Origin of the sequence: Streptomyces sp. NPDC090994, assembly GCF_044768905.1 — a bacterium.
Taxonomy (GTDB): domain Bacteria; phylum Actinomycetota; class Actinomycetes; order Streptomycetales; family Streptomycetaceae; genus Streptomyces.
Genome location: NZ_JBIVWS010000027.1, coordinates 1 through 14,755 on the forward strand (window position 1 = coordinate 1; position 14,755 = coordinate 14,755).

The window sequence follows — 14,755 nt, forward strand, 5'->3', positions numbered from 1 at the left end:
TCGGTCAGGGTCACGTCCGGACAGTAGCAACCGCGTTCGTTCACGACCCCTGAGTTAGCTCTCAAGTCCTCGCAGAGCATTCCGTTAGGAGTTCTAAGAACAAGTCGAAGTGGACGTACGACGAGCGCGACATTCGACGCGCCGCCCAGGCATTCGCTGACTTCCGCCTGGACCTCAACGACGTCGTGGAGGTCCGTCTCCCGCCCTACCACGACCACGCCGAGCACGACCCGGAGGAGCGGGGCCGCCCCGACTGGCGGGCGAAGATCGCCTCCTGGATGTACTGGTACGCCCGCCGGAAACACCAGGAACAGCGGCACTACGAGGACTGGAACGACAGCTGGCAATGTATCGGTGCCCAGGGACTGCCCGGCGACCTGACCTGGGAAGGCTTCATGGCAGCCCACAGCGGACGCCGACAGGGCATCGCCAACACCCGGCCGCTGGAGCTGATGACGCGCTCTGACGGCACCCTGCTCCTCCCGAGGGCCTACACCGAACTCCTCGACCGCTGGGAGCAGGTGACGGAGCACGTGATCGCCCGGGCCCGGATCTGCAGCCGCTGCCGCGCTCAGGGCCCGCGCTGGGGCGCCTGGCGCACACCGACTCCGCTCGGCTACGTCACCCTGTGTCCACCGTGCTCGGGAGCCATCTTCCAGCGCTACACCGGCCACCTGCGCGGCGTGCTGTACGAGTCGGCCCGCACACGAAGCACCCGCGCCGACGGCTACTTGTGCCGCCTGTGCTCGGAGACCCGGGCGACGGCCTGGGACCACTGCCACGACCACGGCCATGTCCGCGGCCCGCTGTGCGGCAGCTGCAACACCTACGAAGGAAAGAGCACGCCGCAGTCCTTCCTGAAGAACCAGGAAGGTGCAGCCCTGCACCTGCTGGAATGCCGAGGCTGCCTGGAGCGACGCACACTGCCCGCTCGATACCACGCCGCGCTCGCCCAGATGCACGTGGAGGCGAGGGAACGCCACATCACCCGTTCGCGCCGATGCAAGCACGTGCCGTGGATCGAACATGTGGAGCTCACCCATGGTGCGTACCGCTTCAAGCTGTCCTGCTGGTGGCACAAGGCGACGTGGACAAAGGACATCACGATTGCTGAGACTGCGGCGCTCGTGAGGGAGTTCGTTGACCAGACGCTCGCCGCCGAGCAGGCCGACGTCACCGTACCGGCCCCCCGCCACCCGGCCTCGGACACGACGGTTGAGGCATAACGGCCTCCGCGTTCGCCCGCGAGCTCCGGACCGATGCGATGCGGTCCGGAGCTCGCGGGCGTGGCTACTCCTACTCTTCGCTGTCGCCGGCCCAGCGGACGCCGCGCAACGTCGGACCCGTGCTCCCCCGGCGCGCTCCTTCGATGGGGTGAACACGCAGCAGGCCGACCCGCCCAGATGGCAGTGGGCAGTATCTGTAGGACGTGCTGAAGAAACTGATGCGTGCCGCGGCCGTCGCCGCCCTCGCCCTTACGCCACTGGCCGTCCCGGCTGCCGCCTCCAGCGAACCCCGCGCGGCTGCGGCGGGTATCGACTGCCCGGACGGCTACGTCTGCATCTACCCCGAGATCAACTTCGGCGGGCAGCCCTGGGTGCGCCGCGCCTCCGACGGCAGCGTCAAGGACCTGCCCTCCGCGATCCGCGACCGCGGCAGCTCGATCCGCAACCAATCCGCCCGCACCGCCCGCGTCTACGAGAAGCGCGACTACAACGGCCGGTGGGTGTGCGTCACCCGCAGCGGCGGTTCCATCCACGACCTGCGCGGCTACAACCTCAACGACCAGACCCGCTCTCTGAGGATCAACGACAACGACTGCGGCTGACGTTCTGATCGCTGGGCGGCGGACAAGCGGTACTCACGAGCCACCGCCCTTACCGCAGTAAGGACTCTGCTTTTCCAAGGCCGGGGTGGTCGCTCAAGAGGGATCCAGCGGAGTGATGCCGGTGCCCGCGTACAGGCCTGGTTCCGTCGACAGGAGCGTGAGCGGCTCCCCCGCTTTGACCGCGTGCCAGGCGATCGCCGCGGCGTGGGCCACCGGCCAGTCCGCCTTCCAGCTCATCGCGTCGACCGCGTGCGCGGTGGTGAACGGGACGTATTCGGCGAACCGCAGGGCCGCCGCGTGCCGGCCGGCGCCCGTGGTCTGGCGTTCGGCGGCGAGGACGGCCAGGGACGGAATGAGGACGCGGCCGGTGCCGCGGGAGGCCTCGATGTACAGGCCGGTGAAGAAGGGGTCCGCACGGTAGAGGGCGGTCAGAGCCGTGTGGTCCAGGAGGGCCGTCAGGTTCACGCGGCGGCGCCGCCCTGGTGGGCGCGGATCTTCGCCCAGGCGTTCTGGCCGGCTTCGTGGACCTGCTCGGTGTACTCGATGCCGAGTTCGTGGGCCGCCGCGGCAGCCCGCTGCTCGCGTTCGGCCTCCGTGAGCTCCCGGCCGGCGAGTTCCTCCAGCAGGTCGGTGATGGTCGTGCCACGCTCCTCCGCCAGGACGCGCAAGCGGTCGCGTACTTCCTCGCTGGTCTTGATGCTCGTCGGCTTGCCCATGGCCTCGATTCTACCGCTGGTAGAGTCGCGGTGGAGGGTGAAGGCGGATGACTTGGCCAGGACGGCGTCAGCAGGCCGCCTGAGCAGGAAGATCCTCAGTCCCTGCAAGCCTGTGTGATGCGTCTTCCCTTCTCATCGAGGTCGTCGGTCAGCCAGTAACTCCATCCCGCCTCGCGCAGCACTTCCCCGTCCAGTACATCGGTGTGCAGGACGCGTCCGTGCACCGGCCCGCACATCAAGATCACTTTTTGCATGCGGGCACCGTAGAGGTCGGTGCGGCTTACGGTCTTGCGCGGCGGCGACCGGGCCGCACCAGCGGGTGGTGCGGCCGGTCGCCGGCGGGCCAGCCCGTTGACCGCTGGCAGGGCGGGGGTGACTAGAGACGGTGCAAGGGCCGGGTGCCGACGGGCTGGGGAAGGCGGCGCGCGGCGGCCAGGAGGGCGGTGACCCGGGCTGGGTCGGTGCCGGTGATGGTGGCGATGTGGTCAATGCTCAGGCCGAGTTCGTCGTAGAGAAGTGCGGTGTCCTCGGCCGGGCCGGGGGTACGGCCGGTGCGGCGGGCAACGGCGCGCTTGTGCTCGTTCCAGGCCCAGGCGGAGGGGTGTTGCTCGGTCATGATCCGAGTCCAGTTGCTGGCAATGAGGTCGAAGAGCTGGGTGACGCTGAGCTGTGCTTCCTCCTGGGAGAGAAGGACCGCGGCGTAGGTGTGGTAGGCCGGGCGGTGCAGGTCGTAGAAGGCGTAGAAGGCGGTGGTGAGTACGGACGGTGCGGGCTCCATGGTCCATCCCCCGGTGGTCATGCGTATCAGCTGGAAACGGCGGGGCCGCTGCCGCCTTCGGCTGCCGTCTGGGCTCGGCGCCACAGGGGCCGGGCGAGATTGGGCAGGCTCTGCAGGGCGACGGTGAGCCGGTCGATCACCGGCCAGTCGGGGACGCCGGGGCCGTGCAGGGCCCGGTGGACGTCGTCGGCGCTGAGGGTGTGCTGGGCGGCGGTGAGGATGACCCCGTGTTCGAGCGAGCCGTACGCGTAGTGCAGGCCCCGCAGATAGGTGCGCAGGTACTCGACCGGGTCGTCGGTGTCGGAGGGCTGTACGTCGGCGGCAGCTCGGGGTCGGTTCCGCACACCTCGCAGATGATCCTGACGTGCCTCCAGGACAGGTCGCGCTGGCCGGAGAGCATGCGGGAGATGTAGGACTCGTGCACTCGAACCGGCGTCCTCCCACATGAGGTGAAGGCGCGACAACCGCTGCGCTACGAGCCCCATCCCGCCCACGATCATACGAGCGCCCGAACCCCAGCGCTCTGAATAAGCGGACTGATCACTCAGCGCGACGCCATCACGAAATCTTGAGCCAGAACCCGAAGCCGTGACATTCGAGGCCGTCTGCACCGCGAGAGGGCCGGCCGCCAGGGTGTGCCCGGCGACCAGCCCTCCTCCGGGTGATCGGTGCTTAGCCGTGGTAAGTGATGTAGCCGTTGCCGTCCTTGTCGTTGGCCGCCTTCGTGTACGAGTGGACGTCGGCGCGAGAGCCGCCAGGCTTGTACAGGTAGATGGTGTCCTTGTCGTTGTTCCACATGAAGTTGCAGTTCTGGCGGTAGACGACGTTCTTGGCGTCGGAGTCCGTGCCCTTGCCGCCACGCAGGTACACGTAGTCGCCGGGCTCCAGGGTGTGGCTGTTCTTGAACGTGAACTTGTTGCCGGCAGCGTCCTTGACCACGTAGCCCTTGAGGTTGACCTTCGACGTCTTCGAGTAGTTCTTGATCGCCAGGTACTCGTTCTTGGTGTTGCCGCCCGAGCACTTGTTGGAGTCCCGGCCGGGAGCGTCGTACTGGATGCCCTTGACCTTCAGAGCCGACGAGTACTCGGCAGCCTGGACCGGAGCGGCCACGGCGAGGCCGAGCGCGCCGACGGCGGCACTGGCCGCGGCGGCGGTCACAACGCGATGGATACGCATGAGGAATCCCCCCTCAGTGGTGCGAATAGAGCGTCCGGAGCATACCGAAAGTGATCATCCCGGGGGGAAAATTCGATGAGACTGTGCAGATGTTCGGTGATGATGCCGATTTCTGCCGGAAGTCAACGGCTGCGTTGCGGCGTCGTTCTGGGCGAGGCGGCCCCCGGCAGCGTGGGAGTTCCTCGCCTGTGCGCTGTCCTTCGCGGCCGCTGGCTACCCGGTCGAGCTCGTGATCCTGGCTGTACGAGCCGTCGACAGCCGGCTCGGCACCGCGCTGCAACTGGGCTCTGCAACACAGCGGCGCCGCCCGGTTCACCACGCGGGTCGGGTACGACACCTGCTTCTGCGGAAGCCGTTCTCAAGCTGGAGGGCGCGGCGCACCCGGCGCTCGCCTCGACGCGCTCCGCGTCCACGCAGCCCAGGGCGGCGACGGCGATCGACGGGCAACCATTCCTGTGAGCCGGTGGTCATGTCTGTACCACCCGCGCAGTGGGTGGGCACTGTCAGCCCCGCCTCGGAGCATTCCTGGGGCACTGGAACATGGGATACGCCTTCATGCATCACCGCACCGCCGTAGCAGGTTTCGCCGGGGCTCTCGCCCTGTCCGCGCTCGCCATGCCGGGGACCGCCCAGGCAGACGAGGTCTCAGGCGACATCAAAATCACGAAGGTGGTTGTCAACGGCGGGAAGAACATCGTCCTGGGAACCGCGGACGCGAAGACGTTCACCATCGCGGTGACGGCTACGGACGACTCGGGCATCGAGGCCGGAAACACCTTCCCGGTCATGTGGCACACGCCCCTGCCGAACGGCGACTACTACGGCCTCGTCATACCCGACAACATCGCGGGCAAGTGCGTGCACCAGAGCTCCACCACGACCACCTGCACCCACACACTGAACATCAATCCGCGCGTCGACGTCCAGGACAACACCACGGCCGGGACCTGGACCGTAAGTGTCCACGTCCAGGCCAACGACGGTGACTACATGACCAAGGACTCCGCCGCGACAGCGAAAGTCCTGCGCAACGCAAGACTGACGGCCAACGCCTCGCCGGAACCGGTGAAGAAGAACAAGACGATCACCGTCACGGGCTCCCTGACCCGCGCCAACTGGGAAACCTACAAGTACGGGGGCTACACGAAGCAGCCGGTGAAGCTCCAGTTCAAGAAGAAGGGCACCAGCGCCTACAAGACCCTCAAGACCGTCACGGCGGACAACAAAGGCAGCCTGAGGACGACGACGAAGGCCACGGCGGACGGTTACTACCGCTACTCCTTCGCCGGCTCGCCGACCACCTCCGCAGTTGCCTCCACGGCGGACTACGTCGACGTGAAGTGACCTGCGGGAAGGACCTTCAGCAGGCACAAGGTCCAGGCCCGAGATCACTTCGGCCTGGACCTTCGCGCGTCCTGGCCAGCTCCCGGCCCTCTCGCCACCAACCGGTACGACGCTGGCCGGTCCCGCAGCCCTGTCACAGCCGGTTGCCTCCAACCTGGCACCCCCAAAGCTCCTGCCAGTCCAGCAGGTGCTGCACCGCGCCGGGCCCGTACCCTTACCCGCGCGCCGGTCCCGCCTCCTCGATGGGGTGAACATGCAACAGGCCGGCCCACCCGGCCGGCAGCGAGAGGCTCGTCCGGGACGACGTCGGCCGACTACGCAGTCGCGGCTTCGACGCGGCGGGCCTTGGCGGCGGCCTGGCGGGCGCGACCTGCTCCCACAAGTATCCGCGGGCCCATCTCTGGGCGGTCTCCACGTGGGGTGAGCCCCGTGGAGACGTGCACCGCGCCGCCACCGCCTACGCCGCCGCTGGTTGTGCAGAACAGCGAGTTACTCGCTGTCTCAGTGAGCCGGCCCTCTGCTCAGCAGCGGTCTGCGCTGGTGCTGAGCCAAGCGAAGGTCGCTACGCTGCCGTCCCGGTAGTCGGTGTCGACAGGTGTGTCGGTGTCGCAGATAGTCCACTGCTGGGAGTAGGCACCGATGGTGACCTTGAGGATGGTGGCGCCATCGCTGAGCGAGGTGTCTTTCAAAGTACCGAAGACGCGGATCCTGCCGTCGTCCCAGGGACATTTGTACAGTGTGCCGGTAACGTCGGCGGATGGTTGCAATTTGCTGCAGTCGATCGCCTCAGCCTGGGTTTGAGCGTAGGTGTCTGTGGCGGTGAACAGAGCCAGAGCCAGGGTTGCAGCGCCGATCGATGCGGCGGGGAGAAGACGTCTCACGGTGTCCTTCGTGGATGTGTGAACACCGGCTGGGCTTTCAGGTGCTGCCTGGGAGTCCAGCCGGTGTGTTGTGAGCGGTCAGCTGCGGTAGCGGGTCACTGAGCGACCTTCAACTCGACCTCGCAGTCGAGTGTCTGGCTGTATGCCTTGCCACCTTGGGTGTAATCGAAGCGGCAGTCGCGAGCCGTGCCCTGGGGCGGCGAAGTGATTTGCAACTTGGCCAGGTAGAAGATCGTGCTTTCCTGCTCGGCCGGTACTTCGACCGGGCCCGACGCGTAGTTCTTCAGCTGCTCGAACTTGGGCGTGTACTTCTCGCCTTCGCTCACCAGCAGCGGAAGTCCTTCCGTGTCGTTCAGGTCGTAGGCTCCGTACTTCAGGATCTTCAGGCCGGCGGGAACGTGTTCGACGGCGACTTCTGTGATCTCGATGGTGTCAGGTGACTTGTTGAAGGGGACGGGCAGTGCGAAGTACCAGATCTGCCCCACCTGTGCGTCCTCATTGCCGACGACGCCACTGGACTGGGCGCTGTCGGTGGCGAGGGCGCTGCCCGTTTCCGTCTGGTCAGCTCGGCCTGCCGGAAAGCAACCGGTAAGTGCCAGAAAGGCGAGGAAGAAGACAGCCTTAGAACGAGTAGAAGACGCCGGGCTTACCCGAGACGCGGTCATTCTTTCCCCAGATGTCGTGCCGGTACTTCTTGCTGTTGCCTGCTGTGATGCGCTGTCTGTGGTCCTTGTCGTACTGGGTGGAGCCGCCGAGCTTGACGCCATAGGCGCTGACGGCCCCGGACCACTTGATGCTGCGGTTCTTCGAGATCTGGAAGTACGTTCCGGCCTCAACGTAGGCGCGGTGCGACTTGGGCGAGTTCTTGTACGGGGTCATACCGTCTTTACTGCTTACGTCCTTGCCGTACTTGCCGACTGCTCCGCCCGAGGGCACCTTGTATTTCCCGGCTTTGATCTTGTAGCGGTACATCACCGTACGGCCGTAGTTGCAGACCCACTTTTCCTTGGTCTTTTTGTATTCGATCGGGACCTTCCACTGCTTGGCGAAGTACGGTCCCTTGTTCGTGTAGCCGGTGGTGGCCGACATGGATGAGCCGAGGGTGACCGAGCCCTCGATCGTCCACTTGGTGCCGGTCTTGACTGCGACCTCTACGCTGGAGGACAGCTTCGAGTCGTAGTCCACGGATGCCTTGGCGTCCCAGTAGGCGTGGCCCTCGCCGACCGCGGTGTAGTAAATGTTCTTGCTGATGACCTTCTCGCTGGCCTTGTCGCAGCCGCCGTCCATGGGGGTCACCACCATGGATTTGGTGTCGACGCCGTCGATGACGTACGGATCGTCCTGGGGAAGCGCGCCGGTGTCGCTCTGGTACTCGGGCAGCGGCTGGTCGCCGAGGGTGTCGACTGACACGGCCTCGTTCTTCGAACCCCAGCTCTGGGCCGTCTGAGCTTCGGTCGGCTCCGGCGTCTCCTGGAGCATGTCGTCCGTCATGGGCCGGAGCTTGGAGGGCTCAGCAGTGTCCTCAGCCGCGGTGGACACCAGGGCGCGCACGGCGGACGAAGCCGAGGCAGGAGCTGCGGACACGGCGTCGGTGCCCAGCATGATCTGACCTGATGCCGTCTGGCCGTCGACGCTGGCTGTGGCGTTGATGGCACCGCCGTTGGCCGCAGCGGCCTGTTGCACCTCTGCAGGCAGGGACTGCGGAAGAGGAAGTGACCAGGTGCCGTCTGCGGCCGTGACCGTGCTGCCCAAGATGACGGGCGCGACTTCGTCTTCGCTCTCGCTGGTGACGTCGGTGGCCTCGACGTCGACGGGCAGTCCCGCAGCCGGAGTTCCGTCACCCAGGACGAACTTGCCCGAGAACTCAGTGGGGTCCTGCGGAGCCGGATCGGCGGTCTCGTCCGTCACAGCCAGCGGCGGGGTCTCCGTCTCCGGAGGTACTGCGTCGGCTTCGGGCTTGTCGTCGGAGGAGGGACTCGCCAAGCAGGAGGAGAGGTCGGCCTGCACGTCCCCGTACAGACCCGCAGCGACCTCCTCGTTGGCGAGCGACATCTCCTGGGAGCCGGTGTAACTGCGGGCTATGCCCGTGTAGTCCGGGGTGTCACCCAGGGTGTAGATGGTGCCCGGGCCGGGACTCCAGCCACTGCGGGTCTTGGTGCCGATCCCCCGGATGACCGTCGTGGACCCCTCCGAGCTGAAGGGCGCTGTTGTCCCGAGAGTGTCGCTGTACGGCCAGGCCTTGACGTCGCCCTGCTGGTCGGCGACCCCCCGCTTGAGGGTGTACGTGATGCCGCCTGCGGCCCACACGTCGTCGGCCTGGGCCATCGCCTGGACGGCCGGATCAGTGGAGGGAACGGTGCGGAGCTTGGTGAGCACGGTCCCGGACAGGGCCACCAAGTAGACGGTCACACCGTCTTCCCCGAGGGTGTAGATCCGGTTACCGGAGGACCACACACGGGAGTAGGCGCTCCAGTCCCTTTCCATATCGCGGACGAACGTCAGAAGGTCCCCGCCGGTGGCCGTCTCGTCCCTGTACAACTGCAGGGCGCCTTCGGGCGTGATCACGTAGATGATGCCATTGCCGCTGGTGAAGTACCGGCTGTGCCGGTCGAGTGGTGCGCTCACGCCTGTGTCCAGGAGGGACCCGGCGGCGTTGCCGGTCAGCGGGTCCCAGTCCAGATACTTGCGCAGGACGCCTTCCGAACCGGTGCTTGTGTCGTGGACGTAGGTGGGGATGGCGCTCCTGCAGGTCTCTGCAGCGAGCGCCGTCGGGGCTGCCACCGCGGCCGGCAGGACGACGCTGCCGGCGAGGAGGGCCGCGACGCACGCCGCGTTCACGCCGAGACGTCCGCGAGACGTCGCAGGACGCTTTATCTGGTACCGACGATTCACTATCGTAGGCCTTCGGGTAAGACGGTGCGGGCGCCGCTGCGATGCACGAAATGGCCTGGAAACCGGGTGCGTCTGGCGGCGCCTGTATCCCCGGACGGTTCCAGGGGTAGCGGGACAGTAACCCTGCGTGCTTCCGCTCGGCTAGACCAACTTGGCCGCATGACTGAAACCCATCTTGCGATCAAACGGGGCAGGCGGTGCAATTCACGCTTTACTTAAATGTGAAAAAGGGGCGTAAGTTCCATAACGCTTGCTCGGAATGGCTGATTTCTGCCCCTTCGGAATCTCATATTCCACTCAAGTTACCGCAGGTACGTCTGGAATGCGGTCTGTAAGAGATGGTCGTCACGCTGCGCGTCCAACGCACCAGAGCGTGCCCGCCCGGCCCGCCCGTGCCGCCACAGCTGTTCGACGCTGTCCTGGAAGCCAGCCTCACCTCGCTCGCCGTGTACCTCCTCCACGCGGAGCGCGAGTAGGGCTGGAGGTGCTCGACGACATACTCGAGTCGTTCTTCACTCCGTGACCCGATGCCCTTCGGCGGTCAGACCAAACCGCTTGACCGGCCAGGGACGGACGGATGGGTCGTGCATGCGTACTGGCGGGGGCTCACGCCGCCAGTACGGCACGTACCCGCTCGCGGAAGTCCCGGACTGCCGACGTCGTCTGGTAGGGCGCGAGCCGGTCGGCGAGGTCGAGCAGGGGGCCGGTGGAGCGGTGGGAGCTGATGGTCGCGGTGAGGTCCAGTGCGTGATCGGCGACCGCGCAGGCGCGGTCGATGTCGCCGTGGTCCAGCAGCGCGTCGGCCTGCCGTGCTGTGTACAGGGCGGTGGTGCGCACGTGCGTGGGGGCGATCAAATCGCGGACCTGGGCGAAGCCGGTCGCGGCGGGTTCGGGCTGTCCCATGTCCCGGTGGCTGGAGGCCCGGGCGCCGAGAAGTTCCGCCTCGTCGAACCAGTACGCCCAGTCGGGGTCGTAGTGCCCTTCGGCTTCGGCGAGCAGGGCTTCGGCGTGGTCGAAGTCCTGCCAGCAGCGGGCATCGCCCAGGTGGGCGCGGGCGCGGGCGCGCCGGGAGGTGAGCATCGCTTCGACGCGTGGGGTGGCGTGTCCGCGGACGGCGGCCAGGCCGGCGGATGCCATGGCTTCGGCGTCGGCGTAGCGGCCGGTGTTGTAGGCGGAGACGGTCCAGAAGTTGAGGACGTTGGCGCCGAGTTCGTTGTCGCCGGCGATGCGGGCGGTGCGCAGGGCGGTGTCGAAGACGGCGTCGGCGCATTCGCTGTGGACGTCGAGCATGGCGGCGGCCCGTTGCCGGGCGAGGTCGGAGGCGACGGCGTACAGGCGGGCGCCGTGCTGGTTGGTGTAGGAGCGGGTGCGGATCAGTCCGGCGACCAGGGAGAGGGCGCTGGAGGTTTCGTCGAGGACGGCGGCGCCGCCGTCGGTGTCGTCGGTGTGGCGTAAGGCGGCCGCGTGGGTCTCGACGCGGGCGACGGCTGCTTCGCCGATGGTCGCGCCCGTGGTCATCTGTCCGGCGGCTGCGGGGTCGGCGGTGATCCAGGCCAGGAGGGTGGCGGTCAGCGTTCCGCCCGCGATGAGGACGAGTTCCCTGCGCGTGGTGTCCATGGTGGCGGCGCTTTCTGCGAGTCCGGTCAGTGCGTCCAGGGCGGCGAGGCGGGTCCAGGGCCGGTGGTGCGGCCGCTGCAGGAGGTCCTCGGCCAGCCACTGGGGCCATGGTCGCGCATCGACGGCCGCCGGTGGAATACCGAGCACGTCGGCGATCACCAGCCGGGTGGGCCGGTCGGGTTCGCGGCCGCGTTCCCAGTGGGAGACGCCGTCCCGGCCGGTGAGCAGCGGCCGGCCCCGCTGCTGGCTGCGGTCGCGGATGCGGCGTGCCATCTCGGTCTGGGTCCAGCCGCGTACCAGACGGGCCCGGGTGAACAGGTCCCGAGCGGGGGGCTGCCGGCTGTCCCTGGAGCGCATGACTGCCTCCGCTGCACGGATGAGCGACTACGCAAGGTGAGCGCACTGTAGCGGATGCGTGGGGTACGTGGGAGACGGCGGCGGTAGGTCCGTCACGTTTTTCTGGTGCCGGGCCGCACGGCCGGGCAGAGCAGGGGGACTTCGATGCGAGCGCTGTGCGTGCAAGGCGGCCGGGCCGCGGGCCGCAGCCCGGCCTTCGACCTGACGGGCCCGTGCTGGAGCCGGCTGACCGATGTGGCGGGCAAGGACGCTGTGTTCGCCCGTGACGTGGCCGCTCTGGAGGGATGGGCGTCACTCGCCGGTGAACTGGGCTCCGACGACAAGGCGTACGCGTTCGCTGCGCATGCCGGGCTGATGTGGGTGCGCCCCGATGCCTTCGCGGCGGGTACCGCGCGCCCGGTGCTGGCCACCGTCGAGCAGGCCGGACTCTGGCCGCTGGCCGCACGACCGGTACGGGTCGGGCGAGGCGCGGTGCCGGGCCCTGTGGGCCTACATGCTGCGGTGGGCCACAGCGGAGCGGCTGCTGCTCCTGGATGCCATCGCCGCGCTCGGTCCGGGACTGCTGGTGCTGTGGGCCGACAGCACGCCGGGGACGGTGTCCACGCGGATGAAGGATTTGAAGGGCAACAACGATCCGGCCCGGCGGCCCGAGGGTGCTCTGCGCGGCGTAGCGGGCGCCCCGAACCGCGCCCTGACGATGCTGCACACGGCCGACGACCCGGCGGACGTCGTTCGCGAACTGGCGGTGCTGTGCTCCTGGCCCGAACGTGCCCGGCTGATCACCGACGCCGCAGCCCGCCTGCGCGACGGCCGGCCCGTCGCCTTGGACGCCCCGGTGGGCACCGTCGAACGGAAGCTGCCTCCTTTCGGCCTGCCCCGGCACGAGGACGGCGCACCGGAGCCGTCGGTACACGAGCTGTTCGAGGGGCCGGTCGGCGGGCGGTGGCGGGCGGTGGCCGCAGCCGCGGAGAGCTGGCCGCTGCTGCGGACCGCACCGGGGGGCCGGCGGCGTGGCCCGAGCAGGAGAAGAGGAGCCCATGGCGATGACGACGGCACTCACCCCGCCCGCCGTCGGCGGGAACCGGGTGCCTGCGGCGGGCGAGGCGCTGCTGTGGCCGTGGTGGTCGCAGCAGGCCGCGGACACGGTCCGGCTGCTGCTGGAGGAAGGGGATATGGCGGCGGCCGGGGCCCGGCATCCGCTGATCGACGCGTGCGAAGAGCTGGCGGCGGCCGTCCTGGCGCCGGGACGGCTGGTGATGCTGTGCGACTCGGGCACCGCCGCGCTGGAGACGGCCTATGCCGCACTTGGGCTGGAGGCGGGCAGCGACGTCCTGGTCGCGTCGCACTCCTTCCGGTCGACGGTGACGGCGATGCTCCCCCAGGGCCTGTTCCCGGTGCTGTGCGACAGCGACCCCGTGACCGGCGCCATCGACCTGGGTGATGCCGCCGCCCGTCTGACGCCGCGCACGGCGGCGCTGACCGCCACCCACACCTGGGGCCGGCCCGCGCCGCTGGACGCGGTACGCCGCTTCTGCGCCCGCCACCACCTGGCGCTGGTGGCGGACTGCTCCCACGGACTGGCCTGGCGCGGCCGCCCGGCCGGCTGCGCGGGAGACGTGACGGTCTGGTCGCGCGGCACGTGGAAGATGGCCTCCGGCGGGAAGGCCGGACTGCTGGCGACCGGGCACCGCGACGTCAGGGAGCGGGCGCTGGTCCTGGCCCAGCCCAAGCACCGGGCCCTGGCCCAGGCATCCTGCGCCTGGCCCGGCGAGCCCGGCTACCGCCGCCAGATCAAAGTGCAGGCCAACCTTCAGGAGGGCCGCCACTCCCTCGCCCGGAAGATCTTCCACGGACGCTCGGGCCAGCTCTACCAGCGCTACCAGGACGGCGAGGCAGTTCGCACTGCCGCACCGCCTCGGAGGCCAGGGCGATGCCCACGCCCAGGCTGGCGAAGATGCCGCAGCCGACGAACACCGGGGCGGCTCCCCAGGTTCCGATAGCGGCGCCGACCAGCGGGTAACTGAGGGGGGCGAGACCGACCATGGTGAGCATGACGACGGAGGTGACCCGGCCGAGATAGGCCGGATCCGCCGCAGTCTGTATGAGGGCGTTGTCCAGACTGCCAAAGACACCCGCACACAGTCCGATGACCGCAGCCAGCACCACGGCGAGCCACAGGGCCGGCACCAGCCCGATCGTGGCCGCGCCGGCGCAGCTCACGAGCAGTGTCCCGGCCATCATCAGGCCGGCACGCGGCAGCCAACCGGCGATGGCGAGCAGCGCGGCGCTGGCCGCGGCACCTGCGCTGAAGCTGCTGACGATCCAGCCGTAGCCGGAAGGGCCCCAGCCGCGTTCGGCGTTGAGGAGCACCATGCCGACGTTGAGGGTGCCGATGAGGCCGAGTTCGCAGACGGCGCCGGCGGCGACGAGCGGGCCGATGAGGCGGTGGCGGCGGATGTAGCGCAGGCCGTCGAACAGGTCCTGCCGCGCGGTGCTGGTCTCCGGCCGTTCCGCGTCGGGCGCCCCGAGGGACCGTATCCGTATCGTGAGCAAGAGTGGCAGGGACAGAGCGATGAACAGTCCGGCGACAGTGAAGGCGGCCGCGGGTCCGCCCAGTCCCATGGCCAGGCCGCCGATCGGCGGGCCCGCGATCTGGCTGAGGCGCGTCGACAGCGAGCGCATGCCGGTGACCCGGGCCAGCTGGTCGGGGGCGGTGATCCGGGGCGGGAGGGCACCGACAGCGGGTACGAACAGCGCGTCCACGGCACCGAAGACGAGCGCCACCGTGACCAGAATCCACAAGGCCGGCGCCGTCAGCGCGATTCCGGCGGCCACCACCAGGATGAGGAGACAGCGCAGCGCGTCACTGCCGAGAATTACCCGGCGGGGGTCGAACCGGTCGGCCACCACGCCCCCACCGAGCATAAGTAACGCCCGTGGTAACGCTCCGGAGGCCATGACGAGACCTACTTCGGTGGGACCGGCGGCCTTCTGGGCGGACCAGCCCAGGGCGACGAAGTACACGCTGTCGCCGACGAGGGAGACGGTGTATGCGGTCAGCCAACGCAGCACGTTGCCGTCGCGGTGGGCCGGTGTGGCGGCGTGTTCGGGCAGGACTGTCTCTGAGGTGGCCATCGTGGGCTCCAGTACGTCGGGTATCTGGCTG

The 14,755-nt window shown here is 68.4% G+C and carries 14 protein-coding genes and 1 pseudogene; 4 read left to right on the plus strand and 11 right to left on the minus strand.

What is annotated here, in order from left to right; genetic code table 11:
* Nucleotides 1-185: 185 nt before the first annotated feature.
* The gene (locus ACIQR3_RS33440; protein ID WP_403544680.1) at nt 186-1,226 is read left to right on the plus strand and encodes an endonuclease domain-containing protein; all 1,041 of its coding nucleotides are present in this window, start codon (nt 186-188) and stop codon (nt 1,224-1,226) included.
* A 203-nt stretch (nt 1,227-1,429) separates the two neighbouring features.
* A complete protein-coding gene (locus ACIQR3_RS33445; protein ID WP_403544681.1) occupies nt 1,430-1,828 on the plus strand; it encodes a peptidase inhibitor family I36 protein in 399 nt (132 codons plus the stop codon).
* Between the two features lie 93 nt (nt 1,829-1,921).
* Here ACIQR3_RS33445 and ACIQR3_RS33450 read toward each other — a convergent pair whose 3' ends face one another.
* From ACIQR3_RS33450 to ACIQR3_RS33475, 6 genes are all read right to left on the minus strand, one after another.
* Nucleotides 1,922-2,293 carry a PIN domain-containing protein gene (locus tag ACIQR3_RS33450; protein ID WP_403544683.1) on the minus strand — a complete coding sequence of 124 codons (372 nt, stop codon included), beginning with the start codon at nt 2,291-2,293 and terminating at the stop codon, nt 1,922-1,924.
* On the minus strand, nt 2,290-2,544 hold the full coding sequence (locus ACIQR3_RS33455) for a hypothetical protein (RefSeq protein WP_403544685.1): 255 nt from the start codon (nt 2,542-2,544) through the stop codon (nt 2,290-2,292). The genes ACIQR3_RS33450 and ACIQR3_RS33455 overlap by 4 nt, the downstream gene beginning before the upstream one ends.
* 95 nt (nt 2,545-2,639) lie before the next feature.
* Nucleotides 2,640-2,798 (minus strand): hypothetical protein, encoded by a 159-nt coding sequence (locus tag ACIQR3_RS33460; RefSeq protein ID WP_403544686.1) that lies wholly within the window; start codon nt 2,796-2,798, stop codon nt 2,640-2,642.
* 122 nt (nt 2,799-2,920) lie between these two features.
* Complete coding sequence (locus ACIQR3_RS33465) at nt 2,921-3,343, minus strand: hypothetical protein (RefSeq protein ID WP_403544688.1); 423 nt, start codon at nt 3,341-3,343, stop codon at nt 2,921-2,923.
* A gap of 5 nt (nt 3,344-3,348) precedes the next feature.
* Entirely contained in the window at nt 3,349-3,666 is a 318-nt protein-coding gene (locus ACIQR3_RS33470; RefSeq protein WP_403544824.1) for a hypothetical protein, read from the minus strand.
* A gap of 328 nt (nt 3,667-3,994) precedes the next feature.
* Nucleotides 3,995-4,498, minus strand: coding sequence for a lamin tail domain-containing protein (locus tag ACIQR3_RS33475; protein WP_403544690.1), 504 nt, complete (start codon nt 4,496-4,498; stop codon nt 3,995-3,997).
* 555 nt (nt 4,499-5,053) lie between these two features.
* On the opposite strand from ACIQR3_RS33475, the gene ACIQR3_RS33480 reads away from it, so the two are divergent.
* Nucleotides 5,054-5,842, plus strand: a complete 789-nt coding sequence (locus ACIQR3_RS33480; RefSeq protein WP_403544692.1) for a DUF5707 domain-containing protein — start codon at nt 5,054-5,056, stop codon at nt 5,840-5,842.
* Between the two features lie 521 nt (nt 5,843-6,363).
* On the opposite strand, the gene ACIQR3_RS33485 is transcribed toward ACIQR3_RS33480, so the two are convergent.
* From ACIQR3_RS33485 to ACIQR3_RS33500, 4 genes are all read right to left on the minus strand, one after another.
* Nucleotides 6,364-6,723 carry a hypothetical protein gene (locus tag ACIQR3_RS33485; protein ID WP_403544694.1) on the minus strand — a complete coding sequence of 120 codons (360 nt, stop codon included), beginning with the start codon at nt 6,721-6,723 and terminating at the stop codon, nt 6,364-6,366.
* Between the two features lie 95 nt (nt 6,724-6,818).
* A complete protein-coding gene (locus ACIQR3_RS33490; protein WP_403544695.1) occupies nt 6,819-7,388 on the minus strand; it encodes a hypothetical protein in 570 nt (189 codons plus the stop codon).
* Nucleotides 7,345-9,561 carry a hypothetical protein gene (locus tag ACIQR3_RS33495; RefSeq protein WP_403544697.1) on the minus strand — a complete coding sequence of 739 codons (2,217 nt, stop codon included), beginning with the start codon at nt 9,559-9,561 and terminating at the stop codon, nt 7,345-7,347. Before ACIQR3_RS33495 ends, ACIQR3_RS33490 begins: the two co-directional genes overlap by 44 nt.
* Before the next feature lie 660 nt (nt 9,562-10,221).
* Nucleotides 10,222-11,589, minus strand: a complete 1,368-nt coding sequence (locus tag ACIQR3_RS33500; RefSeq protein WP_403544699.1) for a transcriptional regulator — start codon at nt 11,587-11,589, stop codon at nt 10,222-10,224.
* A 1,256-nt stretch (nt 11,590-12,845) separates the two neighbouring features.
* On the opposite strand from ACIQR3_RS33500, the pseudogene ACIQR3_RS33505 reads away from it, so the two are divergent.
* Nucleotides 12,846-13,427 (plus strand): annotated as a pseudogene (locus tag ACIQR3_RS33505) (DegT/DnrJ/EryC1/StrS family aminotransferase); the annotation flags it as partial.
* Here ACIQR3_RS33505 and ACIQR3_RS33510 read toward each other — a convergent pair.
* Nucleotides 13,381-14,724 carry an MFS transporter gene (locus ACIQR3_RS33510; RefSeq protein ID WP_403544700.1) on the minus strand — a complete coding sequence of 448 codons (1,344 nt, stop codon included), beginning with the start codon at nt 14,722-14,724 and terminating at the stop codon, nt 13,381-13,383. The pseudogene ACIQR3_RS33505 and the gene ACIQR3_RS33510 sit on opposite strands and share 47 nt — an antisense overlap.
* Between the last annotated feature and the right edge of the window lie 31 nt (nt 14,725-14,755).

Excerpts from the sequence above, each read along its gene's own strand:
- ACIQR3_RS33480 (WP_403544692.1), top strand. The coding sequence starts at position 5,054 with ATGCATCACCGCACCGCCGTAGCAGGTTTCGCCGGGGCTCTCGCCCTG.
- ACIQR3_RS33455 (WP_403544685.1), bottom strand. The coding sequence starts at position 2,544 with ATGGGCAAGCCGACGAGCATCAAGACCAGCGAGGAAGTACGCGACCGC.
- ACIQR3_RS33490 (WP_403544695.1), bottom strand. The coding sequence starts at position 7,388 with ATGACCGCGTCTCGGGTAAGCCCGGCGTCTTCTACTCGTTCTAAGGCT.
- ACIQR3_RS33510 (WP_403544700.1), bottom strand. The coding sequence starts at position 14,724 with ATGGCCACCTCAGAGACAGTCCTGCCCGAACACGCCGCCACACCGGCC.
- ACIQR3_RS33460 (WP_403544686.1), bottom strand. The coding sequence starts at position 2,798 with ATGCAAAAAGTGATCTTGATGTGCGGGCCGGTGCACGGACGCGTCCTG.
- ACIQR3_RS33500 (WP_403544699.1), bottom strand. The coding sequence starts at position 11,589 with ATGCGCTCCAGGGACAGCCGGCAGCCCCCCGCTCGGGACCTGTTCACC.
- ACIQR3_RS33475 (WP_403544690.1), bottom strand. The coding sequence starts at position 4,498 with ATGCGTATCCATCGCGTTGTGACCGCCGCCGCGGCCAGTGCCGCCGTC.
- ACIQR3_RS33465 (WP_403544688.1), bottom strand. The coding sequence starts at position 3,343 with ATGACCACCGGGGGATGGACCATGGAGCCCGCACCGTCCGTACTCACC.